Consider the following 25,805-nt stretch of genomic DNA (forward strand, 5'->3'; position numbering starts at 1 on the left):
GGAAGAAAACTTCCGCCGGAAAGCGGCTGATCAGATCAGCAGCGCCGGGAGGCCCTGCCAGAGCACGGCGAGGAATGCGATTGCGCCGGACAGAGCGGCAATGGTGTGGACCCAGTGGACGACCTCATCCGGGGCTCGTGCCCTTCCTGCCCATCCCCGTGCCGCCAATGTGCCGGCGATGGCCAGGCAGACGATCGTCAGCAGAGCGGTGATGACCCGCGCGGTCGTGCTGGTGAGCAAGATGCTTGAGGCGGTGTAGAGGCCGAAGAAGTGGACGGTCCAGACCAGCAGCCCGCCGAGAAGATAGGCCCAGCTGCGCATCAGAGACCTCCAGGCACGAGGCGCGTCAGCAGCGCCGACGCCGCGCCCTGACCGGCGAGGTAAAGCGTGAAGAGCGTGATCAGGTCGAAAGTGTTGTTGCGCGGCTTCGTGACGAGCGCACGGGCGGTCCGCGCGGCGAGGAAGCCTCCCATCAGCGCGAGAATGGCGACGAGGCAGCCTTGCAGCGCGAGGAGGGCGTGAACGATTGCGCCCTGCCCGCTCGTTTCCCCCGTGATACGCGTCGTGCGCCAAGTCACGAAATCGATCACGAACGCCGCGGCGGCTGCGACCATGCCCCAAAGCAGTAAGGCGCTCGGCGCCCACGTCGACACTCTCTTTCGGGTCAGCACATGCCGGCCGAGCCATGCCAGCAAGGCGGCGAGCGCGTAGAGGGCGACGATCGGGAACAGCCACCGGCGATCGGCAGGCTTGATCCAGAATTCCGGAGGGATCCCGTAGAGGTAGAGGTAGCTGAACACTGCCATCAGGAAGATCATCCCGATCACGATCAGCAAGATGATCATCGCCCACCAGCCGTGCGTCCGCGAACCCGTAACATAGGTCGGCAGCGCAATGCCCGCGCCGATATCGACATGCTCGACGGCGACGGGGCGATCGGTGTCCCACATCCAGCGCAGGACGCACAGGATCGCTAGCACGCCGCTGAACACGGCCACGCCATAAGCCTGGACCGTCATGATCACGAAGAAACCGGCAGTGAAGATGGCAGAGAGGAACGGCCACAGCGACGGTCCCGGCATGATCTGGATATATTCGGGCGTGGCGCGGATCGGACTGGTGATGAGCGTTTCGCGATGGCCCGTCGGCGCGTTCGGTAGAAAATAGCGGCCTTCCTCGACGTCCTTGCAGATGTTCGGATCGTCCCAGAGCGGGTAGCGGCTCCTCACCAGCGGTATCGAGCGCGTCGAGTAGAGGCCGGTCGGCAGCCATTCCAGCGTACCGCCCTTGTAGACATTCCCGGCATCGTCCTCGACGGTGAAGCGGAAATTACGCGCCAGCTCGATCACGAAGAGCAGCACGCCCGTCGCGAAGATGAACGCGCCGATCGTCGAAATCATGTTGGTGATTTCGAAGTCGCGCCCCGGCATGTAGGTGTAGACGCGGCGCGGCATCCCCATCAGCCCGGTCAGGTGCATCGGCAGAAAGATCACCTGCATGCCGAGGAACATCAGCCAGAAGATCCACTTGCCCATGCGCTCCGAAAGGGCCCGGCGGCTGGTCATGCCCATCCAGTAGTAGAAGACCGCGAACAGCGGGAACACCGCGCCGCCGATCAGCACGTAGTGAAGATGGGCGACGATGAAATGCGTGTCGTGGACCTGCCAGTCGAACGGCACCAGCGCGACCATCACGCCCGTCAATCCGCCGATCACGAACGTGACGAGCCCGCCGATCACGAACAGGGTCGGCGTGTTGAACACCGGTTTGCCGCACGCGAAGGTCGCAATCCACGAGAAGACTTGGATGCCCGCCGGCACGCTCACCGCCATGCTCGCCGCGGAAAAGAAGCCGACCGAGAGAGCGGGCATGCCCGTCGCGAACATGTGGTGCGACCAGACACCGAAGCTGATGAAGCCGGTGGCGAGAAAGGCGAGCACGATGAGGTTGTGCCCGACCAGCCGCGTGCGGGCGAGCGCCGGGAGCATCATCGAGACCAGTGCCGAGGCCGGTAGGAAGATGATGTAGACTTCCGGATGCCCGAAGAACCAGAATAGGTGCTGCCAGAGCGCCGGATCGCCGCCGCGCGTCGGGTCGAAGAACGGCCAGTTGAGCGCGCGCTCCAGCTCGAGCAGCAAGGTGCCGAGGATCACTGCCGGAAAGGCGATCACGATCATGCCGGCGAAGACCAGCATGCCCCAGGCGAAGATCGGCATCTCACGCAGGCTCATCCCGGGCGCGCGAGTCCGCAGCACCCCGACGATGATCTCGATCGCGCCGGCGATCGCGCTTATCTCGATGAAGCCGATGCCGAGCAGCCAGAAATCGGCGTTGATCCCGGGCGAGTAGGTCGTGCTGGTGAGCGGCGGATACATGAACCAGCCGCCGTTCGGCGCGAGGCCGAAGAAAAGGGACGCGAAGAAGCAGAGGCCGCCAACGAAATAAGCCCAGAAGGCGTAAGCCGACAGACGCGGGAACGGTAGATCGCGCGCGGCCAGCATCTGCGGGAGGAGGAGGACGCCCAGTGCTTCCATGATCGGCACGGCGAACAGGAACATCATGATCGTGCCGTGCATGGTGAAGAACTGGTTGTACGTCTCCTGCGGCAGGATGCCCTGCAGCGGCAGCGCGAGCTGCGCTCGCATCGCCAGGGCGAGCACGCCCGCGAGGATGAAGAAGAGGAAGGCTGTGGCGACGTACCAGACGCCAACATAATTATTGTTGACGGCGGTCAGCTTGGCGATTCCCGTCGGGGCCGCCCAGATCCGGTTCAGTTCATCCAGCTCGCCCTCGGGCCGCTCACCCGGCCTCGGAAGGCGCTCGTACACGGCCGGGTCCAGACCCTTCTCCGGATTCACCTCTGCGCCTCGAGATAGACGGCGAGCGCGCGCAGATCGTCGGAGGACAGCATCGAATAAGGCGGCATGCGATTGCCGGGCTTGATCGCCTGGCTGTTGCCGATCCAGCCCATCAAAGTGCCGCGGTTATTGGGCAGGATCCCCGCGCCGAGCGTCTGGCGGCTGCCGACGTACGAGAGGTCCGGCCCCGCGGCGCCGTTGGCGCCGGTGCCGGCGACGCGGTGACACGCTGCGCAGCCTGCGCTCCCGAACAGCTGCGCCCCGCGCGCCAGGTCCGGGTGCGCCGGTGCGGGGGGACGAATGTTCGCTCTCCTCGCCGTCATCAGCCGGGCGAAGTCCTCCGAGTGGTGGGCGACGACCACGAAGCCCATAAGCGCGTGCGGTCCACCGCAATATTCCGCGCACTGGCCGCCGAACACGCCCGGCGCGTCGGCCTGAATGCGCATGATGTTGGTCCGCCCCGGAATCATGTCGAGCTTGCCCGACAGTCGCGGAACCCAGAAATTGTGGATGACGTCTGCGGATTCGAGCTCGAGCACGACCGGCCGACCGACTGGAATGTGCAGCTCGTTGGCGTCGTGCAGAACAGCTCCGCCATCGGCTCCCAGATAGGCGATGCGCCACCACCACATTTCACCGGTGACTTTCACGCGCATCTCGTCACCGCGGATCGGCGCGGTGAGGCTGCCGGTCATCGACAGGCCCCAGACCAGCAAGACGGAGAGCACGACCACGGGGAAGGCAACGCCGCCGATCCAGATGGCGCGGGTGCCGCCGAGTTTCTCCTTGCGCGCGGCCGTGCCGAACAATGCGATCCACAAGGCGGCGAGCACAACGAGGAACACCAGGCCGGCGCCGCCGAACAGGACCCAGCTAAGTGTCGCCAGCGGGTTGGCATAGGGCCCTGCGGGATCGAGCACGGGCGGCGGCCAGCCGCCGAGCGCGTCACCGACGGCCGAGCGTGTAGAGATAAGCGGCCACATCGCGCGCCTCCTCCTCCGTCAGCGGCATGGCGGGCATGCCCGATTGCGGCACGTATTTCGGCGCGTTTCGCACGTAATCTGCGAGAATGTCGGCACGGTTGGGCAGCCGACCGGCGATCAACGTCTGCTGCGCGAACGAGTCGAGCGACGGCCCGACCTCTCCCTCGGGCCAGACGCCGGGAGCCGAGTGGCAACTGCCGCAGCCAGCACCATTCATCGCCAGTCGTCCGCGTTCCGCATCGGCTTGCGGCATCGGGTGACGATCGTCCGGTGGCATCTTGCACGCGGGCATGCTCGTGAACGGTAAAAGAGCAGCCAGAATGCGCCAAGTCCGCAAGTACGACCCCCTGTCGAGGACGACGACGGCCGGCGTCCGGTAAGCGGAACCGTGCGCATCTCGAGTGGTTCCGTAACCATGGCTGCCAGAGCGCGACGACGGTGGGAATACTCCGCTCCCGCAGCTCTGCTGGCCGTTATGATCTCCGGCTGCAGCGCGGTCGACACCGCATCGGCCGATCGCTTCGCGCAGACCGGCGAACTCATCGCGCTGAGCGGCGGCCATGCCGGCGCGGCGAACGCCTGCATCACCTGCCACGGCCTCGAAGGACGCGGCAATGGCGCTGGCGTGCCGCGTCTCGCCGGGCTCGAGTCCGGCTATCTCAATCGGCAGATGGAAAGCTACGCTTCGGGTCTTCGCCAGCACCCGCAGATGCAATATGTCGCCGGCAAGCTGTCCGCCCGCGACCGGCAGGCCGTGTCCGCTTATTACGCCGCGATGCCGTTCGCGCCGGGGCCGATGCCGCAGGCACCGCCGCCGCAGCTTTGGCTGATCGGAGACCCGGCGCGCGATCTCCAGCCCTGCGCCGCCTGCCACGGCCTTCGCGGCGAAGGGATCGGGCCAGCCAATCCGGCGCTGGGCGCGCAACCGGCCGCCTACCATCTCGAACAACTCGAAAAGTGGCGGCGCTCGGAACGGCGCAATGATCCGATGAATGTGATGCAGACCATCAGCGTCCGGCTGACCCCGGCCGAGCGCGCGGCGCTCGCGGCTTATGCCGGTGCCCTTCCCGGGGGTCCTCCGCGTCCGGGATCTCCGGAAGCATTCCCCGCAGCACATCGTGTCGATCCCAGAAATGGTGCTTCAGGGCTGCGGCCACATGAAGCGGTACCGTGACGACCAGAAGCCATACGAGCACGAGGTGCACGTCCTCTGCGACGTCTAGGATCGACCAGCGGGTGGCATCACCGAGCGCGTCGAACGGCAGTTGCGGCCAGGGAAGCACGCCGGCGAGGTGGAGTGGTCCCGGTTCCGCCACCGAAGACCACATCACCCAACCGCTCAGCGGCAGGCCGAAAAAGGCGAGATAGAAGAGATAGTGGATCACGTGAGCGACCGTCGTCTGCCAGCCCTGCTCGTCGGCATCGTTGTGAGGTCCCGGGATCAGCATGCGCCAGCCGAGGCGGCCGATCGACAGGAGCAGGATCGGCAGGCCGACGGCGCTGTGCACCTGGTAAGCCGCGATCTTGTCGCCGCCCACGCCCATGAAGCCGATGTAGAAGCCCCAGCCGAGCTGGAAAAGCACCAGGAACGCCATGACCCAGTGGAACGCGATGCCGACCGGGGAATAGCGGCCCTCTTCCGTATGCGTGCGCGCCCATCGACGGAGCGCATTGATCATGCCGGCAGTCCGTTCGGGCGGACCTCGTCCTCGAGGAGGCGGTGCAGCCGTGCCAATGCCGCGCAGAGATAAGCGAGCGCACCCGGCACCCACATCAGGAGCCCGGCAAGTTGTTGATCCTCAAGAGGTGAGAATCCCCAAGCCGTCGTGGTCAGCGCGTGCGGTGCGTAGAAAGCTTCGTCGCTGAACGTCAGCAGGGAGCCGAGAAGGCCCATCTGGACCATGTAGGCGAGCAACGCCGCGACGGCCGCAACCGACGAGGATGCCCGCACGGTTGCCCAGAAGGCGATCGCCGATCCGAGCAGGCTTGCCTGCATCAGCCAGTAGACGGCATTGCTCGACAGCGCCTCGCCGTAGAGCGAAGGCGCATGCCAGAGCCACAGGATCAAGGCACTGACCGCGGTCCAGCTTGCCGGTCCGCCGCGGATCGCGTTCAGTGCGGATCGCGGCATCGCGGCCGCGATCAGCGGCGCCGCCAATGCGGTCAATAGAACGTGGTGAGCGCTTCTTGCCGCGAAAAGGGCGGAAGTCAGCGCACAGAATGGGGACACGAAGAGCAACAGAGTGACGGCGGTTGCCGCGAAGAAGAGCGCGCGCTCGCGCGGCCGGCCGGCAGTGCGAACAAAAGCGATCGCCGAGATCGCCACGAACAGGCACAGGAGCCCCGGATCCAGATTCCACCGTCCGATCAGACCGCCGGGATCAGGCGCCGCACCGCAATAAGGTATCCAGATCCGTTCATTCATCGGCGTTGGGCGCCTTTCCCGCTCGTTTCGAAATTCACCGGGCCGCTGAATGGTTCCCGCGTCCAAGGACGGCGCTCGGCGGACGACTATGCGAGCGGCGCTTGGCGCTCCGTAGCCTGCTCGCCGGGGATGCTGGTTGGCGTCTGGAGCGCGCCGCGCACGTAGAGCCGCTTGACCAGTACGTAGACGACGACCGTGAGCGGCTCGGCAAGCAGCACGCCAATCGCTCCGAATAGCAGGCCGAAGCCTACCAGGGCGAACAGCAGCAAGGCGGGCGGCAGCTCCACCGCCCGCTTCTGGATCAGCGGCGTGATGACATTGCCTTCGAGCTGCTGAGCGGCGAGGTAGAGAAGCACGACCCACAAGGCCATAGTCGGGCTGGTCGCCAGCGCCAGCAGGATGGCGGGGATTGCGGCGACGATCGGTCCCACGAAAGGGACGAAGTCGAGGATGCCCGCCGTGACTCCAAGGGCCAAGGGCGCCTGCATTCCGATCGCCCATAGCCCGACGCCGGTCAGCGTGCCGACCAGCAGCATCGTGGTTACTCGGCCGAGCAGCCATAGGCGCAGAGCCCCGTAGCAATCTTCGAGGGCTTCGAGGAGCGCCGGGCGGGCGCGTTCCGGCACCAGCTTGGCGACGCCGCGTCGATACAGCTCGGGGTCGGCGGCGAGGTAGATGGCGCCGAAGATGACGAGGACGATGTCCGCCAGCGCGCTGGTGAACGAGACGACCATCCGAGTCATGCTTGAGACCACGCTCTGCCCGCCCCCCTCGAGGGACGGCAGCGCTTGCCGAACTGCCTCACCGAGCCCCCACGTATCCAACCTTTGTTGGATAGCCTGCCACGCGGCAGGAACTGACTCGCGCAATGTGCTCGCCTGTCTCGCCACTTCTTGACCGAACATCCAGAAGGCAACCGCAAAGACCGCCGTTACGATCAGGATCGCGGCCAGCAAGGCGGCGCGATCGGGTAGGCGAAGCCTTCGACGAAGCGGTTGCGCTATGACACGGAGGACGACGGCAAGGACGATCGCGCCGAAGGCGAGAATGAGCAGGCTGCGAAGCACCCAGAGCAGCCAGAACAAGGCGACGAGCGCAAGCACGGTCAGAAGATCGGCGACGAGGCGCCGTCGAGGCGGAGTGGCTCCCATCCGCGGCCTTGTCGCGTCTTGAGCGGAATTCGTCCAGCTGAATGGTCTGGCGTTGCACCGCGCTTTCGATCCAGCGCCACTCTCGGAACCGGATAAGGTCCAACATGCGTTGCATCGCACGCGGAGGAAGTTCAATCAGAACGCATGGACTCCGGCGCGTACTTTCCTGTTCATATCGCGTGGATTGACGCGCTGGCTCGAATCGCTCTGTCGATCCTGCTTGCGCTGTCGATCGGCGTCGAGCGGTTCGTGCACAAGAAGCCCGTCGACTTCCGCCCGTTCGTTATCATCTCCCTCAGTTCGTGTGGTCTCGGCCTGCTTGTCATGGAGCTGCCGTTCACGTCTTCCGACAGCAATCTGTCGATCGATCCCGCAAAGGTGATCAGCGGCGTGATGAGCGGCATCGGCTTCCTGGGCGCCGGCGCCCTGTTTCGAGAAGGAGACATCGTGAAGGGCGCCGGTTCCGCCGCATCGATCTGGTCGGCGGGAGCGATCGGGCTGATCTGCGGGATGGGCTTCTTCTGGCTGGCGGGACTGGTCGCGCTCGGTATCATCCTCTTGTTCCTGCTCAGCCGCCGCTTCGTCGAGACCGACGCCTATACGGCCAGGCTCAACCAAGAGGATGAGGACAAGGTTGATCGATAACGTCAGTCGAGGCTCTGAGCCGCCGCCTGCGCGGCGGAGAGGCGGCAAAGTCTTGCGAGCTCGCGCGGTGTCGAAAAGCTTGAGCGCTTGATGTCGCTCCCTTCACTTCATGCGATCGGCGCGATCTTGCTGACCATCGCGATGTTCTACGGTTTCGTCTCCGGTCGGGCGCGAGTCGAGATTATTTCGCTGCTGACGATCAGCGCGATCGCGCTCGGACTGTATTCATTCCCACTCCCTGGGCAGGCGCCAACCGACGGGCTGAAGCTCGCTTTCGAGGGTTTCGGCCATTACGCGCTGATCACCATTTGCGCGCTGATGGTGCTGGGACGTGGGCTGGTTACGACCGGTGCGCTGGAGCCCGCGTCTAGGCTGCTGACGCGCGTGTGGCGCTTCAACCGACAAATAGGCCTGTTCGTCACTTTGCTGCTCGCCATGGCCATGAGCATGCTGGTCAACGACACGCCGGTGCTCGTGCTGCTGCTGCCGATCATGGCGGCGATCGCAGCGAATGGCGGGATGCCCGCTTCGAAGACGCTTATCCCGGTCAACAGCGCGGTGCTGATCGGCGGGATGGCGACAACCATCGGCACCTCGACCAACCTGCTGGTCGTGTCGATCGCGACCGACCTCGGTCTGCCGCCGATGAGCGTGTTCCATTTCACACCGGTCGTTCTGATGGCAGCGGCCGTGGCGCTGCCATTCATGTGGCTGGTCATGCCGCGCCTTCTGCCCGACAATTCGATAGCCGCCGGCCACGAGCCGCGACGGTTTCTCGCGACGCTCCGTTTCGGCGGCGCTTCGTCGGGGCGCGACATGGATCCAGCGGCGCTCGAGAAGCGACTGCCGCCGGGTGTCGAGATCCTTGCGGCCCCTGCCAGCGGTCGATTGGCGGTGCGCGCCACCCATGCCGAACTGGAAGAGGCGATGCGCGTGCTGGGTGCCACCGCAGCCCCGGCCTGGCTGATGGAGCGGCTCCAAAGCGGCTATGGCAAGACGGGTGAAGATCTGACGGTTGTCGAGCTGTCGATCCCGAGGGACTCGGGCTTGATCGGCAGGACGGTTGCGACCGCCAATGTGGCCGAGCGCTTCAACGTCGCCCTGCTCGGCGTGCACGACGCCCGGCACCTGTGGCCTGATGAGCGGCCAGCGGACGGGCGCCAGATCACCATATTCGGCGAGGGGGATATCATCCTTGCGGCCGGCGCAATGCCGGACCTGCAGGAATTCGCGCGCGCTGAGAACCTGCTCGTGCTCGAGGGCGCGAAGGAGCTGCCGCGCACTGCCAAGGCGCCGCTCGCGCTCGCGATCATGGCGGGCGCGGTGGTGCCGGCGAGCATCGGGCTCGTGCCGATCGCGATTTCGGCGCTGGCCGGAGCGATCGCGATGTTCGTAACCGGCTGCGTGCGGTTCGATCGAATCGGCAGCGCCCTTTCGGCCAAGGTGATCGTGCTCGTCGCCGCGAGCATCGCGATCGGCCGCATCATCCTCGACAGCGGCGCCGCCGAGTGGCTCGGCGGCCTCATCGCGCTCGGCCTGCAGTTCCTGCCGGCCGCCGGGGTGCTCGCAGCAGTGATGCTGTTCGTGACCGTGCTCACCAACTTCGCCTCCAACACGACCGCGGCCGCGGTCGGGACCCCGATCGCCTTCAGCCTGGCGCAGAAGCTCGGCATCCCCGTCGAGCCGCTGGTGCTGGCCGTGCTGTTCGGCTGCAACCTGTGCTATGCGACGCCGGTGGCCTACCAAACCAACATGCTGATCATGTCGGCCGGTGATTACAAATTTAGTGACTACACCAAGACAGGCCTACCACTAGTGGCAATAATGATTACCACGTTATCGATGGTCTTAGTGTACAGGTATAATCTTTACTGACGCGCATTGAGGTCGGATCGCCCAATTTGCGCCGCACCTGATCTGAACGGCGCCAGCGCTTTGAGCAAGAGGGCACTGTTCGACAACGACCTCCCTCCTGTGGCTCAGCCGCATAAAATGAGGATAGCAGCGTCGTCGAATGCGTTCAGTGAAGAGATCACCGTCCGAACCTCGGCCCGTACGTACCCGGGCGCCGTGCAACAGGAGCCTCCATGTTCTTCTCAGGTTTCGAAGGAATCTGGCGCACCCTGATCGTCGGCATCTGTGCCTATGTGGCGCTGGTGGGCGTGCTCCGGATCACCGGGAAGCGCACGCTGTCGAAGATGAATGCGTTCGATCTGGTCGTCACCGTCGCGCTCGGCTCGACACTGGCGACGATCCTGCTCTCCAAGGATGTGGCTTTAGCAGAAGGCGTGACCGCTTTCCTGCTGCTGGTTGGCGCGCAATATGGGGTGACCTGGACCTCGATCCGCTCGACCCGCTTTCGTCGCTGGGTCAAGTCGGAGCCGCGAGCGCTGCTTCGGGACGGGCAAATGATCGCCGAGGCGATGCGTAGCGAGCGGGTGACGGAAGACGAGGTGGAAGCGGCTATCCGCGCCGCCGGCCATCTCGATCCGGCGGCAATTGCGCTTGTCATGCTGGAGACCGACGGCAGCATGAGCGTCGTTCCGCAACGCGGGGGCGTTTGAGGGTATGTGGGTAAAGGTTCGGCTGTTCGCGTTGATCGAGGACGTGCGCGGCAGCTACTGGTTCGTGCCCGCGCTGCTTGCGCTGCTCGGCTTCGGGGCGGGGCTGGCGCTGGTCTACCTCGACGCGCTGCTCGGCGACGCCTGGCTCGGCCGGGTCGAATGGTTCTACGGCAGCCGCCCGGAGGGAGCGCGATCGCTGCTGTCGACCGTAGCCGGCTCCACGATTACCGTCGCCGGTGTCGTATTCTCCATCACATTGGCGGCGGTCACCTACGCGTCGGGCCAGTACGGTCCGCGACTGCTCAGCAACTTCGTTCGCGATCGAGGCAATCAGGTGACGCTGGGCGTGTTCATCGGCACGTTCCTCTACTGCCTCGTCGTCCTTCGCACGATCCGCAGCGCCGAAGAGACGAGCGCCGATACGGCCGGAGCGGTGCGCGAAGCATTCGTGCCGCATTTGGCCATGTTCGGCGCGCTGGCGCTCGCCATCCTGTCGATCGGGGTGCTGATCTACTTCGTTCACCACGTCACCGACGGCATCCACATCAATAATGTCATCGCACGTATCGGCCGCGGTTTGCTCTCGGACATAGAGAAAGCGAGCGACCACGATGGGGATGATGGGACGGATGCCGCTCTCGTCCCGCCCGGCTCCGGAACGCCGATCCCCTCGCAAAAGACCGGTTATGTGGACGCTTTAGACGAAGATGCTCTGCTCGCGATTGCCGCCGAGCACGACCTTTTCCTGACGGTGCTCGCAATCCCCGGCGATTTCGTCCACCGGGGTCGCCCGCTCCTGTTGGTAACGGCGACCGGATCCGCTGACCTGCACGCGTGCGGCGACCTGTTCTCGATCAGCCGCAAGAGATCGTCGCTGCAGGATCTGCGGTTTGCAATCGACGAGTTGGTCGAGCTTGCCGCGCGCGCGCTTTCGCCGGGCGTCAACGATCCGTTCACCGCAATCGCCTGTATTGATTGGCTCGGCGCGGCTTTGACTGATCTCGCTGAACTCCCGAGGCGCTCTACTGTCGTCCGGGACAAGGAGGGGCGGCCGCGGCTGCTCCTGCGTCGGTTGAGCTTCGGTGACTATCTGAACTCGGCGATTGGACAGCTTCGTCCCTATGCTGCACGCGATCCTAATGCCGCGGCGCATCTTGCCCGAACGCTCGAGGTCGTAGGCAAATCGATAAGGGACAACGAAAACCATGCGTTGCTTCGAGCCGAGCTGGATCGCGTTCGCGCGGAGATGTGAGGAGGGTCATCCGGCTCTGGCTGAAGTCTGTTCCAACGATGTACGGGGCCGACGCGCGTGAGGGCGGCAGCCGGGCATCATCGCTCCCGACACGTCGGCACTATCCTATGACGGGCGTCGGCTGTCTGAGACCGCAGATCGTCTTGCGCACGATCCAAGCTGGGTGGCGAACGGTTCGAAGTGCCGCGCAGGACGATTTCGGCATGGTGGCGAGCTCGATCGCCTTTTCGTCCTTTCTGTCGCTGCTGCCGCTCCTGGCCCTGGTCGCCCTCACCTACGGCGCCTTCAACGATCCGGAGGAGGTGATCAGCGACCTCAGGAGCTTGATCCGCTTCATTCCCGCCGAAGCACGAGGCTTCATCGATGTCTGGCTCGGAGAAGCCTTGCTCCAACGCGAAGGCAGCAGCGCCGGAGCTGCCATCTCCCTTGCGCTGCTGGTCTATAGCGCAAGTCGTGCCGGACGATCGCTCCTCTACGGCCTGAACGTCGCATACCGGGTCGATCGAGGACGGGGCTTCCTGGCGCGCAGGGCGACGTCGATCGTGATCGTTGCGATCGCGGCCGCGATCATCACGGGGGCCCTGGCCGCGATTTCGATCCTCACGTTCGTTTCGCGCTTTTTGCCGGAGGTGCCGTTCGCATCGGAGATCGCACACATAATGTTCTGGGCGGCGGCCGCACTCGCCGCTGGCTGTGGGCTGACCGTGATCTACAGATATGGACCGGCGAAGGAAGCGCATGCCGCCTCTTGGCGGGACGTCGTGCCGGGCGCCGTGATAGCCACCCTCTTGTGGTTGCTCGCGACTGGTGCGTTCAGTTTCTATCTCAATCGCTTCGACAGTCTCGGCCGGGTTTACGGCTCCCTTGCTGCGATCGTGCTGCTTCAATTCTGGTTGCTGGCCTCTGCGATGGTGTTCCTGCTGGGCGCCCGCTTCAACGTCGAGGTGGCGGAAGCGCTTGATGAGCAGGATCGAAGCGGCCGAACGGGCCCGGATGGAGGATAAATGGAGGATAAGAGGTAAACACGCCGGAGGAGGCATACGCGTCTCCTCCCCCCGACATCACTGGGCTGCGCGCAGCGGAGCCGAGCACGACGATGCGTGTTATCGGAGCGCATGGCCTCGAGCAAAACGCCAGCTTCTACCCTGCGACAGCGGCTCCCCTGGCTGTTGCCGCTCTTGCTGTTCCTCGGCTTGATCGGCCTGCTCTCGTTGTCCAGCGACGTGCGGCGGCGGCTCGGCATCAAGCCTAACCACCCTGGCTATGAGTGGCTTCGCGACGAGCTTGAACGAGCACAACTCCTGTCACGATCAGCGGCGGCTGAATCTCGAGTTCAGACGAACGCCGCGGCAGCTCAGATTCTCGAACAGGCGATCCGATATTCCAGGAGCAACGCACGACGCAGCGGTACTCGGGAAATCCCGTCGAACGTGAAGATGGCACTCGCTGCGCACTTCCCCGAGAGCATTCTCGACGAGACGCGATGGCGCCTTGCCGGCAGCGATCTCACCCTCGGGTCAGCGGTCGCGGCTTGGTACGGACGCGAAGGTGGCGCGGTGGCGCTTGTCGACACGATAATCTTTTCCGACCAGCGAATGGCCGGGAACCTCGTCCTGTGGGCGCACGAACTCACCCATGCGCTGCAGTACGAGGAACTCGGGCTGCGCGAATTCGCTCGTCTCTACGTCTCCGGCCATGCGCTTCTGGAAAGGCAGGCTTGGCAGAACGCCTACCGAATTGGCGCTGTCCTGCAGCAACAGCGGCAAGCCGCGTCGAAGCGAAAGTTCACGGCCTGCGATCGCTCCAACTTACCAGCTCGGGGCATCGAGCGCCCGCTGACCGTCCGCGCCGAACTGCTGAGCCTGAGAGCGGGCCGCGGCAGTCGGGCCAATACCGGATGCTTGTCGGGCGCGCGAGAGCTGTCGAAAGCTGCCGTTCCCCGTGCACTGCTCGACCGAGAGTTGCCGGGCACTCCATGGCCAACTTCAGCCGAAGAGCAGCCGGACGAATTTGTCGTGCGCGCGAAAATTGCGAGCTACCCGCGGCTGCAGGTGACACGTTCTCCGCGCAACCTGGCACGATCTTAGCTTCACGACGAGGCGACCCGGGGCAAAAAGCAGCCTCAGGACGTAACCAACTCATGTGTACAAAAGCGCGGGTTGGCGACCACAAGAAACGGCAGTTTTCCGCCACTTCTGCTTTCAGGTGACGCCTTCCGTAGGGGTCACCATCTCTGCCCAAGAGCGGCAAATTCCTGGAAGGTCGCAACCGCGCCCCTGCCCGTGTCTGGCACCAGGCAAAACCTCCTGCATCGATCTTCTTCGCGGCCTGTCATAGCCGGAGCGACTGAGCGCCGTTCGGCGGCAAGACCTGCCCGGGGCACCCGGCTCTCACCTCGAAACTCGAAAGGGCGGCGACGGTCACGCTGGACGCGCAACGGAACGCCGCCCGCCGGCGACGAACGAGCACGCCCTTCACGCTCTCGTTCGCGGGACCTGGCGCGAAGCTGCGCGTCTATTCGAAGCCGCTCTCCTGCTTCTCGGCACGATCGCGTGCGGCCCGAGGGATCCTCCGAAAATCTATCTCATCCTTCGCGTGCCGAACTGGAGGCGTCGACGCAGATGCGCGGCTCCCGGTCGGCATCCTCGCCGAAGACCTCCTCCGCCTCCTCCTCGTCATACGCCGTCGTCAGGATCGGGCGGGTGAAGCGCAGGACCGCAAAGCCGAGCAGACCCGCGACGACCGAGCCGGCCAGGGTTCCGATCTTCGCCGCATCCACGAGCGCCGCATCGGCGAAGGCGAGCTCGCCGATGAACAGGCTCATCGTGAATCCGATGCCGCAGAGCAGCGCAGCTCCATAGATGTGCGCCCAGCGCAGATGCGCCGGCTTCGGCGCGATCCCGGTGCGATCAGCCAGCCAGATCGCGGCGAAGACGCCTGTCTGCTTGCCGATGAGAAGTCCGAGCGCGACGCCGAGCGGTAGCGCGGCAAGCAGCGCATCCAGGCCCGAGATCGTCACACCCGCGCTGGCGAGCCCGAAGACCGGCACGATCCCGAACATCACCCAGGGGTGGATGCTATGCTCCAGCCGCTTCAGAGGACTGTACGCCTCCGTACGGCCAAGCGGGATCGTCAGGGCCGTCAGCACCCCCGCAATCGTGGCGTGCACGCCGGATTGGTAGACCGCCACCCACAGCAGAATGAAGCCCAGCAGATATACCGAGAGATGCCGTACGCCGAGCCTGTTCAGGACGAACAGCGCAGCGACCACGGCAACGCTTGCGGCAAGCGCGGCGAGGTTCAGGTCCGCCGTGTAGAAAATGGCGATGATCGCGACCGCCCCGATGTCATCGACGATCGCGATGGTGACGAGCAGGAGCTTGATCGACGCCGGCACGCGGCCGCCGAGCAGCGCGAGGACACCCAGGGCGAAAGCGATGTCGGTCGCGGCGGGTATCGCCCATCCGTGCGCCAGCGCCGGCTCGAAGCCGGTCGCCACCGAATATACGATCGCGGGCACGGCCATTCCCGCCGCGGCGGCGATCATCGGCAGACGACGTGCCTGCGCCGTCGCGAGCTGGCCGTCATACCATTCCCGCTTCACCTCCAGGCCGACGAGAAGGAAGAACACGGCCATGAGCGCGTCGGCGATCCAATAATGGACCGTAAGCGGCCCGACCGGAAGGTGAAGCAGGTGGCGGTACGCGCCCGCGAGCGGCGAATTGGCGAGGACCAGCGCCAGCGCGGCCGCGGCCATCAGACAGAGGCCGGCATTGCGTTCGGCCCGGGACGTGTCGTGTTCAGCCATCGAACGGCCCTGCACGGCTACTTCTACTCACGCAAGACCGAGTGGCCTTGCGCGGCGGCGCCGCGCGCGCGACGGGAAGGCGCCCGGAAACGCGGCGGCGCCCGCGGCTCACAGGCCGACCACCTTCATCAGGCCGTCACCCAGTCCCTCCAGCCCGCGGCTGAAGATGCCCGCGCCCGTCGCCGCGCGGGGCACTTCCTCGTAAACCACACAACCTCCCTCGCCCTCGAAGCTGTCGTTGAACAGGCTCTGCTTGCCGGCGAGATAGGCAAGAAAGGTCTCGCTGCGGCGGACGGAATAGCCGACGCCCGCCGACCAGCCGAGCGTCGCCGTGCCCGAGATCCTCCGCCCGGTGTCCGCCGGCTCGAGCGCGACGCCGCGCGCGCCCTTCACGACGAGCGTGCACGGCCCCTCGAAGACGAGAAAGCGCAGCTGCAGGGTGAGCCACGCGGAGAGATGGCCGAGCCTCCAGACGCGGCGGATCCTTGCCGGGCGATCGACGCGCTGCACGACGCCGATCAGCCCGCGAGGCTTGAAGACCAGCCCCGATCCGGCCGGCACGTGGATCAGCGCAACCTCGTCGAACAGGTCCTGCGTCGCCGACACGGTCGCGGTTTCGCGGCGATCGACCCTGATCCTGGTCAGGCCGACCAGCCCGGTCGCCAGGCTTCCGAGCGGGATCGACCAGCTCAGCACCAAAGCGGAGTCGATGCGGGCCCGGTTCATCGAGCTCTGCAGGAATTCGGGCTTGATGAGCAGCTCGTCGCCCGGACGGAGCACGACCGGGCGCGAGACGCCGCTTCCGCGCACGGACGTCTCGTTCCCGGCCTCCGGCCGCCCCCAATACGCCTCCGAGCCGAGATCGCCGGCGAGGGTGATCGGCCGCAGCCGCGAGGCGGCAGGCGCCACGACGAAGAACCAGAACGCCTTGGTCGCGGGTGGGACGACGATGACCAAAAGCGTGATCCACAGCGCTGCGCCGAGCACCGGCTCGATCGCGGTCCAGGCGCGGTGCGCCCAATTTTGCGACAGCTCCGCGCGCCTCTCCTCGATCAGCCGTGTCAGCGTCGCACCGGGCGGTGGAACGCTGAGCATCTGCGCCTGCGCACGCGCATAAACGGCAGCGAGCGCCTGCGCTGCCCGCTGCGCCGCCGCTTGGACCTGCATCGCCTGTGCGCGCCGTGCCTGGACGGCGCGCAACTCGCCGCGTGCCCTGCTCAGCTCCCGCCACGGCCCTTCGAGGTTGCGCAGGACGAGGACGCTCTCGGCCTTGCTGAGGATCGGGTGCCGTCTCTCGATGGCCGCGATTTGCTGCTCGAGCGCCGCCGCGCGGGCATCGAGCGCGGCGATCTCGGACGCAAGCCCCTGCGCTCGGCGATCGCCCGCGATGCTGCGCAGTCGCGCGAGGATGACCGCCTCCTCTCGCTGCAGCAATCGCACGCGAAGACCGGCGCCCAGCTGACCGGCGATCCTCTCGGTGTCGCCGCGAAGGACGTCGAGCGCCAACCCCGCACGGCCGTACCGCTCGCCGTCCAGCGCCGTGAGCTCGGCACGGATTGCCCGCAGGCGTTGCCCGAGCGCGGCAGCTTCCATGGTCGCCAGGCGCTGTTGCTTTTGCCGAGCCGCGGCCATCTCTCTGGCGACGATCCGTTCCAGTTCTCGCTCCTGCCCTTCCAGTGCGGCGACCTCGCCGCGAAGCTGAGGCACGGCCCGCCAGGCCTGATAGATCCGGGCGGTGCCCCACAAGGCGATCGCGATCAGGACGAAGATCGCCATGTGGCGCGCGATCCACCCGGCGAGGCTGCGAAGCAGCGCGATCATCGTGGGGCCGCGATCCGTGCGCGTCGCGAAAAGAGACCGTTCAAGGACATGGAATCCGAACGTCGTGGCCCGGATCTGTTTCCCGAGTCCGCGCACGGCGGGGTCCTTACGGGGTTGCGTCGCGGTGCGGCCGGCCCCTATGGGGTGGGCGCCGGGGCGGCGACAAAGACGAATGTGAGGGAATGAAACCAGAGGAAGACCTCGCGGCCTTCATCCGATCAAGCTTCCGATCGGTGTGGTCGTTCGAGATCGTGCTCCTGCTGAAGAGCCAGGCGGGCCGCTGGACGCACGACGACATCGTTTCCGCGCTGCGCGGAAGCGACCTGATCGTGAGCCAGAGCATCGAGAACCTGACGATGGCGGGGCTGGTCGATGTCGATGCGGAAGGGCGGATCGGCTACACGCCGGTGAACACGTCCACTGCCGAGCTGATGGATCGAGCGCAGCGCCTCTACGAGTCTCGCGCCGACCACGTTCGCCGGCTGATCGTCAGCCAGAACGTGTCCAGCCTGAGGGCCTTTGCCAATGCGTTCCGTTTGAGGGACGAGTGATCATGTACGACCTGTTCCCGACCATCGTCTATTTGCTCTGCTTCGCGACCAGCGCGGCCTGCACGGGCCTGCTGATGCGCAGCTACCGCCAGAGCGGTGCGCCGCTGCTCCTGTGGAGCGGCCTCTGCTTCCTGTTTCTTGCGGCGAACAACCTCGTCGTCGTTCTGGACCTGCTCGTCCTGCCCAACTGGGACATGCGCCTGATCCGCCATCTGCTCGCCCTCGCCGGCATCGGCACTCTGCTGTTCGGGTTCGTCTGGAGGCTGGAGGAAGAATGACTCTCCTCACTTTTCTCGGTGGCGCGATAACGATCGGCTTTCTGCTCGCTGCCCTCTTCTTCGCGCGCTTCTGGAAAAAGGTCGGCGACGGACTCTTCCTCGCCTTCGCCGGCGCTTTCGGCTTGCTCGGCCTGGGCCAGGCGCTGCTTTCGCTCGGTGATATCGGCTCGGAGGAGCGAAGCTGGATTTTCCTGCTGCGCCTCCTTGCCTTCTCGCTGATCATCGTCGCGATCGTGCGCAAGAACCGGCCCGCAATCTAGGCGCGCGTCCCCGCTCTCATCGGTTTCAGGCCGGCTCGCGGATTTCCTCCGCAGCCGCCTGAGTCCCGAGCAGCGCCTCGGTGCAGCGCCGTCGCCACCAGATCACGTCCTCACGCTCAACGACGGCCATCAAGGCACGCCAGCGCCGGATCCGCTCAGCGCGGCGCATGCTCAAGGCGCGGCCGATCGCATCGGAAAGCTCCTCGGCGCTGTACGGATTGACCAATACGGCGTCGCTGAGCTGCGCGGCGGCGCCGGCGAAGCGCGAGAGGATGAGCACGCCGGGATCGTCCGGATCCTGAGCCGCGACATATTCCTTGGCGACGAGATTCATTCCATCGCGCAGCGGTGTGACGAGACCGATTCGCGCGGCCCGGTAGAAGCCGGCGAGCACCTCGCGCGGATAGCCCCGATTGACGTAGCGCAGGGGCACCCAGTCGACATCGGCATAGGCGCCGTTGATCCGGCCGGAGAGGCCATCCAGAGTCGCGCGGATCCGCCGGTAGCTCTCGACCGTCGCCCTCGAGGGTGGTGCGATCTGGAGGAGAAAGACGCTTTTCCTCTGATCCGGGCAATCGCGCAGAAAGCGCTCGTAGCCGGCGAAGCGCTCCTCAAGGCCCTTGGAGTAATCGAGCCGGTCCACGCCAATGATCATCGCGCGCCCGTTCGCGCTCTCCTGCATCTGGCGGAAGGCGGCGCGGGCGATCGATCCTTCCACCGCAGCCTTGAAATCCGCCGTCTCGATACCGATCGGCGCGACCAGCAGCTCGACCGTGGTGTCGCCAATGGCCAGGCCACCGTTGCCGACCGGCACCGCGCCGAGCTCGAGCACGGCATATTCCCTGAACGATTCGAGCCACTCCCGGGTATGAAATCCGATGACGTCGTACGCGAACATCGCACGGACCAGCGCGTCGGCTCCGGGCAGCGTCGAGAGAAGCCGCTTCGGCGGCCAGGGGATGTGCAGGAAGAAGCCGATCCGGTTGCGGCATCCGCGCCGCCGCAGCTCCGCCCCGACCAGGAGGAGGTGGTAATCCTGCACCCAGACGACATCGTCCGTCTCGAGCAGCGGCCGAAGCGTATCCGCGAAACGGGCATTCACCCGCGCATAACCGCCGGCAAAGTCGCGCTCATACTCGGCGAGATCGATCCGGTAGTGGAACAGCGGCCAGAGAGTCCGGTTGGCATAGCCATCATAATATTCCTCGATGTCCTGGTCCTCGAGGTCGATGGTCGCCGTCGTGACCCCCTGTTCCCTGCGGAAGTCGATGTGCCCGCTAAACGTATCGGTGCGTTCGCCGGACCAGCCGAACCACAGGCCCTGGTGCTCACGCAGTGCCGCGGAGAGTGCGACGGCAAGGCCACCTTGGGCGCCACCGGCGTCGCTGCCGGAGACCTGGACGCGGTTCGAGACCACGATCATTCGAGACATGTCGTACCTTCCAGTATTCGAGAAAGATTGGTGGTCGCACGGAGCCGCCAGGCCGCAACCGGCGAATGTCCGCGGTCGGTTCAGCCGCCGTCATCAGTCCCGCGGCCCGGCTCGCGCCGAGGTCGGCGACGGCCGCCGCGTTGCCCGCGCAGGCGATCGCGGCGCATGTGGAACGCCGCCCGCCAGAACATGAAGACCAGCATCGCCGGGACGAGAATCAGAACGATCAGGTAAAGCAGCGGCAAGATAGCGAATTCCCCGCACGGAAACCGACAGGTGCGTGCAAATGGCAAGGGTGATCAGATCTTCCGACCCCTGCCGGCCTCAGTCTTCCGAGCCCTGATGCTGGGACCCGTAGACCCGATCGAGGTAGCGCTCGGCCATCACGTAATGGGACCGGACGACTTCGGGATGGCCTGCCGCCTGCGCCCGTTCGAGCTCGTCCTCGGCGCGGCGCAGGAAATAGCGCCTGTCCTCCGGATTGCCGGCGACGCTTTGCAGCGGGAAGCGCTGCGCCGTCATTCTTCCTCCTCCAGCACTTCGACCTTGATGTTGCCCGGCCTCTCGATCGTGACGAGAACGTCGTCTTCGGCAACATCCACACCCTCGGAGAACAGAGCATCTTGAGCATTGAACCCTTGCGGTCCAGAAACAATCACAACGCGCTTAGTAGAGTTATCTCCTGACATCATACCCTTTCTGTGATGGTCTTAACGTACAATTCCCCGATCAGCAGGGTCTACTCTGCTGCTCCTGATGACCGACATGGACATTGCCCCGTTCAGCTCACACTAAGCCTCATGTCCGGAGGCGAAACCAATCGTCGATGAGACGAGCCTGTGCGGGGACGAACCGAGCCAGGCGACGTGGGCCTTGCCGGGGCGGTCGCGGCGGCGACGCGGGTCGGATCAGGGCCGCGTTCGCGTCGCGAACGGGTCACGGCCGGCGCGACGCCGATGGTCTCGGCTGCCGACACTCTGGGCTGCGGCTTTGGCTCAGCCAGCCACAGGATCGCCGATCTCGAAAGCGTCCGCGGCGCTATCCTGCCCGGTCCGCGCCTTCCCGGGCGATCCGCAGCTTCGGCATGCCGGTGATCTCGTAGGTTGCGGAGGCGATGCCGATGCCCGCTCTTTCCAGACGCGTCAGGATCTCGCGGCTCATTGCGTCCTTGATCTCCCGCGCGCCGTGATCGGGCGAGAGGAACCGGACCGCCAGCTCCAGCCAATTGTCGGTGATCCTCCAATACACTTTTGGAGAGATGTCGCCGAGCGGCAGCTGGTAGCGCCGCTCCAACTCGGCGCGGTGCCCTTCGTTCAGTTCGTCCGTCTGCACCGCATGGCGCTGCGCCGCCTCCAGCAGGATTCGCTCGGCGGCATCACGATCGTCGCGATAGCTGATCGGAAGTCGCATCTCCTCCCAGACATAGGGAAAATGATAGGTGTAATTGTAGACCGGCTCGTCGAAGATCTTGTCGTTGCTGACGGTCACGATCCGGCCGGTGAACTGCCGGCTGTGCACCCACATCGCCGGTTCGGCCGATTCGACCGGCGGCGGCTGGCCCATTTCCATGATCTTGGTCTGCATGAAGCTCAGCGAGATCACGTCGCCGCGCACGCCGCCCATCACGATGCGATCGCCAACGTTGAAGGTCTTGCCGCGCAGAATGACGAAATAGCCGGCCGTCGCCGTGATCACGCGCTGCAGAGCGAAGGCAAGTCCTGCGGTAACCAGCCCGAGCGCGGTGGTCAGCCGCGTCGGATCGTCGAACCAGACCGAGACCACACCCAGGATCAGAATGAGCGCGGTGACGATGCTGACGACCTGGCGTGACCAGAAGCGGAAGCGGCCGCCCGCGCTTGCCCGGTCTGTCGCCGCGAACAGTCGCCTGCCGAGCCAGCCGAGCATCAGCACGACCGCGGCGAGCGCGAGGGTGAGCAGAAGCTTGCGCGCGTTCTCGGGAGTTGCCCCCACCAGATGGACGCCGAATAACTCCAGGGATTCGTTCGCTGGCATGCCCGGTCGTCGCCTCCTCCAGGAGATGAAGCGAAAGGTCGCTGCGTAGGTTCCCGCCGGATCGGACCGGCGCGAGCTGACGCTTCCCGAGGCGAGCACCCGCGCAAGCCTCCAATGTCCTGTCGCGCCGCAGCCGTACGCTCGCGCTGCACGTCGAAAGGCTTATCGAACTGCGCGAGCACCAAGCGGCAAGGAAAGAGGAGCGCCAAGCTCGCGATCCACATGCGCCCGGTAAGCGCCCACGACATCGCCGACGCTCGCGCCCAGCGAAAATTGTCGGCCTCGGCGGCCGCACCGATGTTTTCACGGCCGGCTCTTCTGCTCTGGATCCCGCTGGAGCATCCGTCTCCTGGTACTTTGGCGGTGATCACGACGTGAACCGACCCGCGCTCCGGCACGTTGTCGCGCGAAAGCGGGAGAGGTGCCTTGACCGACGTGATTGCCGATACCCTCAGCGCCTTCGGGGAAGCCGTCCTCGCCGGGCTGTCGCAGCCGCAGAAGACGGTTCCGGCGCGCTTCTTCTACGATCGCCGGGGCTCGGAGCTGTTCGAAGCGATCACGAAACTGCCGGAATATTATCCCACCCGTACGGAGATCGCGCTGCTCAGGGCGCACGGCCCCGACATCGCGCGGCTTTCGGGCCCGCACCGGGCGGTCATCGAGTTCGGATCCGGCTCGTCGAGAAAGACGCCCCTGCTCCTCGACGCCGTCAAACCGCCCGTCTACGTGCCGATCGACATCTCGGGCGACTATCTCCATGAGGCGGCCAGCACCTTGGCCGACGCCTATCCGGATGTCGACGTGCTGCCGGTGACCGCGGACTTTACTCGTCCGCTTACGCTTCCCGCCGGTGCGCAAGCGCTGCCTGCCCTGGGCTTCTTCCCCGGTTCGACGATCGGCAATCTCTCGCATGCGGCGGCTGTCGATCTGCTGAGAGCACTCGCGGCAACGCTGGGCGCGGGCGCGTGCCTCGTCATCGGCATCGATACAAGGAAGAACCCTCGGCTGCTCGAGACCGCCTATGACGACGATGCCGGCGTGACCGCGGCGTTCAACCTCAATCTCCTCCACCGCATGAACCGCGAGCTGGACGGCGACGTGCCCGTCGATGCGTTCGAGCACCGGGCCGTCTGGCACGATGGACTCGGCCGCATCGAGATGCACCTGGTCGCCACCCGTGACGTCACGTTTCGCATCTGCGGCCGATCCTTCTCGCTGGCGGCCGGCGAGTCGATCCACACCGAGAACAGCTACAAATACACGATCGAGGAAGCGAGGCTGCTGGCACGCGCGTCCGGCTGGGAACCGCTGGCCGCATGGACGGATCACGAACGGCTCTTCGCGCTTCACTTCTGGAGGGCGGCCGACGCCCGGCAGGAACCGTAATCCCCGTCCCCGAGCCGCCGCCGCGATCTCTCTGATCGAAAGGGGACGTGTCCGAGGCTGCACGTGTCCCTTCGAACCATGCTGATAGCGGCACGCCGGCAACCGGAACCGATCCTGCCATCATCGGTCTTTCCCCCATGATCGTTTCGGCCGCAACGTCCACCCGGTAGTCCGTCGGTGGAGCACATCGCTTTCGTCATCGCGCTGGTCGGTTTGATCGGCATTGCCGCGCAATGGATCGCCTGGCGGACCGGCCTGCCGGCGATCGCGCTGATGCTCCTGGCCGGGCTCGTCGCGGGTCCGGTCACCCGCCTCATCCAGCCCGAGCGCGATTTCGGGCATTTGCTGGAGCCCGCCGTCTCGATCGCCGTCGCCATCATTCTCTTTGAAGGCGGCCTGAGCCTGAACTTCCGCGAATTCCGACGCTCGGAAGGGGCGGTCCAGCGCCTGGTGCTGTTCGGCGTGCCGGTCGGATGGCTGCTCGGGGCCCTCGCCTGTTATTATGTTGCGGGGCTCGTCTGGCCGGTGGCGATCCTCTTCGCCGGCATCCTGGTGGTCACCGGGCCTACCGTGATCCTGCCGCTGCTGCGCCAGACCAGCATCGCGTCACGCCCGCGCGCGATCCTGAAATGGGAAGCGATCGTCAACGACCCGATCGGCGCATTATGCGCGGTCGTAACCTACGAATATCTGCGTCAGGCGCAGGCGGGCAGCTCGATCGCCCAGAACATCGTGCTGGTGCTCGTCGCGACCTTGGCAGCCGGTCTGATCGGCTATGGCGTTGCCCGCGCCATCGCCTGGGCGCTGCCGCGCGGCTACGTTCCCGAATATCTGAAGGCGCCGGTGCTCCTCGTCACGGTGATCGGCACCTTCGTGCTGACCAATTCCATCCAGCAGGAAAGCGGGCTGCTCGCCGTGACGGTGATGGGCATCGCGCTGGCCAACATGCGGCTGGCCAGCGTCCGACAATTGCTGTCCTTCAAGGAGAATATCACCGTCCTGCTCGTGTCGGGCGTCTTCGTGCTGCTGTCCGCCTCGCTCGACCTCGCCGTTTTGCGCCAGTTCGAGTGGCGCTTCGGCCTCTTCCTGCTGGTTTTGCTGTTTCTGGTGCGTCCGCTTTCGGTTCTGCTCAGCCTCGCGTTCAGCAGAGTTCCGTGGCGGGAGCGCCTGTTCGTCGCCTGGATCGCCCCGCGGGGCATCGTCGCCGTCGCGATCTCCGGCCTCTTCGCCTTGCGCCTCGACGAGCTCGGTTATGGCGATGGCGGGATTCTTGTCGCCCTTTCGTTTGCGGTGGTGGCGGCAACGATCGTCGCGCACGGCTTCAGCATCGCCCCGGTCGCCCGGCTGCTCGGACTGACCGCCAAGGAGAAGCCCGGCATCCTGATCGTCGGCGCGACGCCCTGGAGCCTGTCCCTCGCCGATCACGTCAGACGGCTTGGTGTCCCCGTGGTGGTGAGCGACACCAGCTGGCAGCGTCTGTCGGCGGCGCGCGCGCGGCGTGCCGGCCTATCACGGCGAGATCCTGGCCGAGGCGACGGAGGAGGATCTCGATTTCCATCAGTTCGACGTGCTCGTCGCCGTGTCCGACAACGAAGCCTATAACGCACTGGTGTGCAACGAATTCGCCCCTGAGCTGGGCCGGGACTCGGTCTATCAGCTCGGCGATGCGGCGGGCGATGACCCGCACAGCCTTCCCGATGCCCTCCGTGGCCGCGCCCTCTTCACCTCGGGCTTCGGCGTGGAGGATATCCGTGCCCGCCCCGACTGGACATTCGCCAGCGCGACGCTGGGCGACGGAGCGGAATTCGAGGCGCTTCGCGCGCGCCTGCCGCGGGATGCCGAGCCCCTGATCCTCCTGCGCCGCAATGGCCGCATCCGTTTCTTCACCCACGCATCGAAGCCCGCGCCCGAAAGCGGCGACACCGTGATCGCCTTTTCACCAAGAGACGGCCTGGAGGACAGTCACGGCTGGAGTGTCGCGCCGCCGTTCCTCGATCGCCGGGCCGCGCACGATCGTATCGGCGAGACCGCTGGAGCTGCCTCATGAAGACCACCCTGCCCGCTCTTTTGGCGCTCAACCTTCTCGCCGGGGCGTGCGAACGCGCGAGCGAAGAGCCGGCCGCGACGACGAACAACGTCCAGACGGCCTCGTCGCCGAGCGACGGCAATGCCGCAGCGGCGTCGATCATGCGCCCCGAGGTGACCGAGGAAGTCACGCCCCCGCCGCCCCCACCGCCGCCCGAACCGTTGCGCGCGGTGATCGCCTTCGGCGAGTCCGGCGTGCGGCTGGATAAGGCCGCTCAGGCGGCCATTGACGCGCTGATCGCCGACCCGAGGTTTGCGGAAGGCGGGCGCATCACCTTGTCCGGACACAGCGA

General features: G+C 65.6%; 24 protein-coding genes and 3 pseudogenes. 13 read left to right on the top strand and 14 right to left on the bottom strand.

All coding sequences use genetic code 11. The annotated features are described in order from the left end of the window. Positions 1-30 precede the first annotated feature (30 nt). From E2493_RS17000 to E2493_RS22270, 4 genes are read right to left on the bottom strand one after another with little or no spacing between them, the layout of a single operon-like run. Positions 31-321: a hypothetical protein gene (locus E2493_RS17000; RefSeq protein WP_135089207.1), complete on the bottom strand. Its 291-nt coding sequence runs from the start codon at positions 319-321 to the stop codon at positions 31-33. Further along, positions 321-2,828 (bottom strand): cbb3-type cytochrome c oxidase subunit I, encoded by a 2,508-nt coding sequence (locus E2493_RS17005; protein WP_318531712.1) that lies wholly within the window; start codon positions 2,826-2,828, stop codon positions 321-323. The genes E2493_RS17000 and E2493_RS17005 overlap by 1 nt, the downstream gene beginning before the upstream one ends. Positions 2,829-2,854: 26 nt before the next feature. Then, complete coding sequence (gene coxB, locus E2493_RS17010; protein WP_135089213.1) at positions 2,855-3,841, bottom strand: cytochrome c oxidase subunit II; 987 nt, start codon at positions 3,839-3,841, stop codon at positions 2,855-2,857. Next, positions 3,804-4,403, bottom strand: coding sequence for a c-type cytochrome (locus E2493_RS22270; RefSeq protein ID WP_404828332.1), 600 nt, complete (start codon positions 4,401-4,403; stop codon positions 3,804-3,806). The genes coxB and E2493_RS22270 overlap by 38 nt, the downstream gene beginning before the upstream one ends. Here E2493_RS22270 and E2493_RS22275 point away from each other — a divergent pair. Continuing rightward, positions 4,317-4,835 (top strand): annotated as a pseudogene (locus E2493_RS22275) (c-type cytochrome); the annotation flags it as partial. The gene E2493_RS22270 and the pseudogene E2493_RS22275 sit on opposite strands and share 87 nt — an antisense overlap. A 13-nt stretch (positions 4,836-4,848) precedes the next feature. On the opposite strand, the gene E2493_RS21940 reads toward E2493_RS22275, so the two are convergent. From E2493_RS21940 to E2493_RS17035, 3 genes are read right to left on the bottom strand one after another with little or no spacing between them, the layout of a single operon-like run. After that, entirely contained in the window at positions 4,849-5,520 is a 672-nt protein-coding gene (locus tag E2493_RS21940; protein ID WP_135089219.1) for a cytochrome b, read from the bottom strand. Continuing rightward, on the bottom strand, positions 5,517-6,332 hold the full coding sequence (locus E2493_RS17030; protein ID WP_225421551.1) for a cytochrome c oxidase assembly protein: 816 nt from the start codon (positions 6,330-6,332) through the stop codon (positions 5,517-5,519). Before E2493_RS17030 ends, E2493_RS21940 begins: the two co-directional genes overlap by 4 nt. 20 nt (positions 6,333-6,352) lie before the next feature. Further along, positions 6,353-7,417 carry an AI-2E family transporter gene (locus E2493_RS17035; protein ID WP_135089222.1) on the bottom strand — a complete coding sequence of 355 codons (1,065 nt, stop codon included), beginning with the start codon at positions 7,415-7,417 and terminating at the stop codon, positions 6,353-6,355. A gap of 144 nt (positions 7,418-7,561) precedes the next feature. Here E2493_RS17035 and E2493_RS17040 point away from each other — a divergent pair, with 144 nt between their 5' ends. The 6 genes from E2493_RS17040 (at position 7,562) to E2493_RS21635 (ending at position 13,965) form a co-directional block, all read left to right on the top strand. Further along, positions 7,562-8,062 carry an MgtC/SapB family protein gene (locus E2493_RS17040; protein WP_135089225.1) on the top strand — a complete coding sequence of 167 codons (501 nt, stop codon included), beginning with the start codon at positions 7,562-7,564 and terminating at the stop codon, positions 8,060-8,062. A gap of 90 nt (positions 8,063-8,152) precedes the next feature. Then, on the top strand, positions 8,153-9,937 hold the full coding sequence (locus tag E2493_RS17045; protein WP_135089271.1) for an SLC13 family permease: 1,785 nt from the start codon (positions 8,153-8,155) through the stop codon (positions 9,935-9,937). 212 nt (positions 9,938-10,149) lie between these two features. Beyond that, positions 10,150-10,626, top strand: coding sequence for a DUF421 domain-containing protein (locus tag E2493_RS17050; protein WP_135089228.1), 477 nt, complete (start codon positions 10,150-10,152; stop codon positions 10,624-10,626). Between the two features lie 31 nt (positions 10,627-10,657). Next, positions 10,658-11,878, top strand: a complete 1,221-nt coding sequence (locus E2493_RS17055; protein ID WP_167737596.1) for a DUF2254 domain-containing protein — start codon at positions 10,658-10,660, stop codon at positions 11,876-11,878. A gap of 107 nt (positions 11,879-11,985) precedes the next feature. Continuing rightward, positions 11,986-12,882 carry a YihY/virulence factor BrkB family protein gene (locus tag E2493_RS17060; RefSeq protein ID WP_167737597.1) on the top strand — a complete coding sequence of 299 codons (897 nt, stop codon included), beginning with the start codon at positions 11,986-11,988 and terminating at the stop codon, positions 12,880-12,882. Between the two features lie 189 nt (positions 12,883-13,071). Beyond that, entirely contained in the window at positions 13,072-13,965 is an 894-nt protein-coding gene (locus E2493_RS21635) for a DUF4157 domain-containing protein (protein WP_225421552.1), read from the top strand. Positions 13,966-14,462: 497 nt separating this feature from the next. On the opposite strand, the gene nhaA is transcribed toward E2493_RS21635, so the two are convergent. Then, positions 14,463-15,686: a Na+/H+ antiporter NhaA gene (gene nhaA / locus E2493_RS17070; RefSeq protein ID WP_135089237.1), complete on the bottom strand. Its 1,224-nt coding sequence runs from the start codon at positions 15,684-15,686 to the stop codon at positions 14,463-14,465. Positions 15,687-15,794: 108 nt separating this feature from the next. Next, a complete protein-coding gene (locus E2493_RS17075; protein ID WP_135089240.1) occupies positions 15,795-17,507 on the bottom strand; it encodes a coiled-coil domain-containing protein in 1,713 nt (570 codons plus the stop codon). Positions 17,508-17,740: 233 nt separating this feature from the next. On the opposite strand from E2493_RS17075, the gene E2493_RS17080 reads away from it, so the two are divergent. The 3 genes from E2493_RS17080 to E2493_RS17090 are packed head-to-tail and all read left to right on the top strand — an operon-like array spanning position 17,741 to position 18,596. Continuing rightward, positions 17,741-18,058, top strand: coding sequence for a hypothetical protein (locus E2493_RS17080; RefSeq protein WP_225421553.1), 318 nt, complete (start codon positions 17,741-17,743; stop codon positions 18,056-18,058). Between the two features lie 2 nt (positions 18,059-18,060). After that, positions 18,061-18,336, top strand: a complete 276-nt coding sequence (locus tag E2493_RS17085) for a DUF5985 family protein (protein ID WP_135089245.1) — start codon at positions 18,061-18,063, stop codon at positions 18,334-18,336. Continuing rightward, positions 18,333-18,596 (top strand): DUF5985 family protein, encoded by a 264-nt coding sequence (locus E2493_RS17090; RefSeq protein ID WP_135089248.1) that lies wholly within the window; start codon positions 18,333-18,335, stop codon positions 18,594-18,596. Before E2493_RS17085 ends, E2493_RS17090 begins: the two co-directional genes overlap by 4 nt. Before the next feature lie 25 nt (positions 18,597-18,621). Here the strand turns inward: E2493_RS17090 and E2493_RS17095 are convergent, their stop codons facing one another. From E2493_RS17095 to E2493_RS17105, 5 genes are all read right to left on the bottom strand, one after another. Next, positions 18,622-20,028: an alpha,alpha-trehalose-phosphate synthase (UDP-forming) gene (locus E2493_RS17095; RefSeq protein ID WP_135089251.1), complete on the bottom strand. Its 1,407-nt coding sequence runs from the start codon at positions 20,026-20,028 to the stop codon at positions 18,622-18,624. A gap of 80 nt (positions 20,029-20,108) precedes the next feature. After that, the gene (locus E2493_RS21350) at positions 20,109-20,273 is read right to left on the bottom strand and encodes a hypothetical protein (RefSeq protein ID WP_167737598.1); all 165 of its coding nucleotides are present in this window, start codon (positions 20,271-20,273) and stop codon (positions 20,109-20,111) included. A 79-nt stretch (positions 20,274-20,352) separates the two neighbouring features. Next, positions 20,353-20,550, bottom strand: a complete 198-nt coding sequence (locus tag E2493_RS17100; protein ID WP_135089254.1) for a hypothetical protein — start codon at positions 20,548-20,550, stop codon at positions 20,353-20,355. Next, on the bottom strand, positions 20,547-20,717 hold the full coding sequence (locus E2493_RS21355; RefSeq protein WP_225421554.1) for a hypothetical protein: 171 nt from the start codon (positions 20,715-20,717) through the stop codon (positions 20,547-20,549). The genes E2493_RS17100 and E2493_RS21355 overlap by 4 nt, the downstream gene beginning before the upstream one ends. Before the next feature lie 349 nt (positions 20,718-21,066). Beyond that, positions 21,067-22,041, bottom strand: a complete 975-nt coding sequence (locus E2493_RS17105; RefSeq protein WP_135089257.1) for a mechanosensitive ion channel family protein — start codon at positions 22,039-22,041, stop codon at positions 21,067-21,069. 426 nt (positions 22,042-22,467) lie between these two features. Here E2493_RS17105 and egtD point away from each other — a divergent pair, with 426 nt between their 5' ends. The 3 genes and pseudogenes from egtD to E2493_RS17120 all read left to right on the top strand — a co-directional run. Then, positions 22,468-23,427, top strand: a complete 960-nt coding sequence (gene egtD / locus E2493_RS17110) for an L-histidine N(alpha)-methyltransferase (RefSeq protein WP_135089260.1) — start codon at positions 22,468-22,470, stop codon at positions 23,425-23,427. Between the two features lie 177 nt (positions 23,428-23,604). Next, positions 23,605-25,474, top strand: a pseudogene (locus tag E2493_RS17115) (cation:proton antiporter). After that, a pseudogene (locus tag E2493_RS17120) lies at positions 25,471-25,805 on the top strand (OmpA family protein); the annotation flags it as partial. The pseudogenes E2493_RS17115 and E2493_RS17120, both read left to right, overlap by 4 nt.

Origin of the sequence: Sphingomonas parva (ex Maeng et al. 2020) (assembly GCF_004564275.1) — a bacterium.
GTDB lineage: Bacteria > Pseudomonadota > Alphaproteobacteria > Sphingomonadales > Sphingomonadaceae > Allosphingosinicella > Allosphingosinicella parva.

Coding starts and splice junctions, on each gene's coding strand:
- E2493_RS17000 (WP_135089207.1), bottom strand. CDS start 321: ATGCGCAGCTGGGCCTATCTTCTCGGCGGGCTGCTGGTCTGGACCGTC.
- coxB (WP_135089213.1), bottom strand. CDS start 3,841: ATGTGGCCGCTTATCTCTACACGCTCGGCCGTCGGTGACGCGCTCGGC.
- E2493_RS22270 (WP_404828332.1), bottom strand. CDS start 4,403: ATGGCCGCCGCTCAGCGCGATGAGTTCGCCGGTCTGCGCGAAGCGATC.
- E2493_RS21940 (WP_135089219.1), bottom strand. CDS start 5,520: ATGATCAATGCGCTCCGTCGATGGGCGCGCACGCATACGGAAGAGGGC.
- E2493_RS17035 (WP_135089222.1), bottom strand. CDS start 7,417: ATGGGAGCCACTCCGCCTCGACGGCGCCTCGTCGCCGATCTTCTGACC.
- E2493_RS17040 (WP_135089225.1), top strand. CDS start 7,562: ATGGACTCCGGCGCGTACTTTCCTGTTCATATCGCGTGGATTGACGCG.
- E2493_RS17045 (WP_135089271.1), top strand. CDS start 8,153: ATGTCGCTCCCTTCACTTCATGCGATCGGCGCGATCTTGCTGACCATC.
- E2493_RS17050 (WP_135089228.1), top strand. CDS start 10,150: ATGTTCTTCTCAGGTTTCGAAGGAATCTGGCGCACCCTGATCGTCGGC.
- E2493_RS17060 (WP_167737597.1), top strand. CDS start 11,986: ATGACGGGCGTCGGCTGTCTGAGACCGCAGATCGTCTTGCGCACGATC.
- nhaA (WP_135089237.1), bottom strand. CDS start 15,686: ATGGCTGAACACGACACGTCCCGGGCCGAACGCAATGCCGGCCTCTGT.
- E2493_RS17075 (WP_135089240.1), bottom strand. CDS start 17,507: ATGATCGCGCTGCTTCGCAGCCTCGCCGGGTGGATCGCGCGCCACATG.
- E2493_RS17085 (WP_135089245.1), top strand. CDS start 18,061: ATGTACGACCTGTTCCCGACCATCGTCTATTTGCTCTGCTTCGCGACC.
- E2493_RS17090 (WP_135089248.1), top strand. CDS start 18,333: ATGACTCTCCTCACTTTTCTCGGTGGCGCGATAACGATCGGCTTTCTG.
- E2493_RS17095 (WP_135089251.1), bottom strand. CDS start 20,028: ATGTCTCGAATGATCGTGGTCTCGAACCGCGTCCAGGTCTCCGGCAGC.
- E2493_RS17100 (WP_135089254.1), bottom strand. CDS start 20,550: ATGACGGCGCAGCGCTTCCCGCTGCAAAGCGTCGCCGGCAATCCGGAG.
- E2493_RS21355 (WP_225421554.1), bottom strand. CDS start 20,717: ATGTCAGGAGATAACTCTACTAAGCGCGTTGTGATTGTTTCTGGACCG.
- E2493_RS17105 (WP_135089257.1), bottom strand. CDS start 22,041: ATGCCAGCGAACGAATCCCTGGAGTTATTCGGCGTCCATCTGGTGGGG.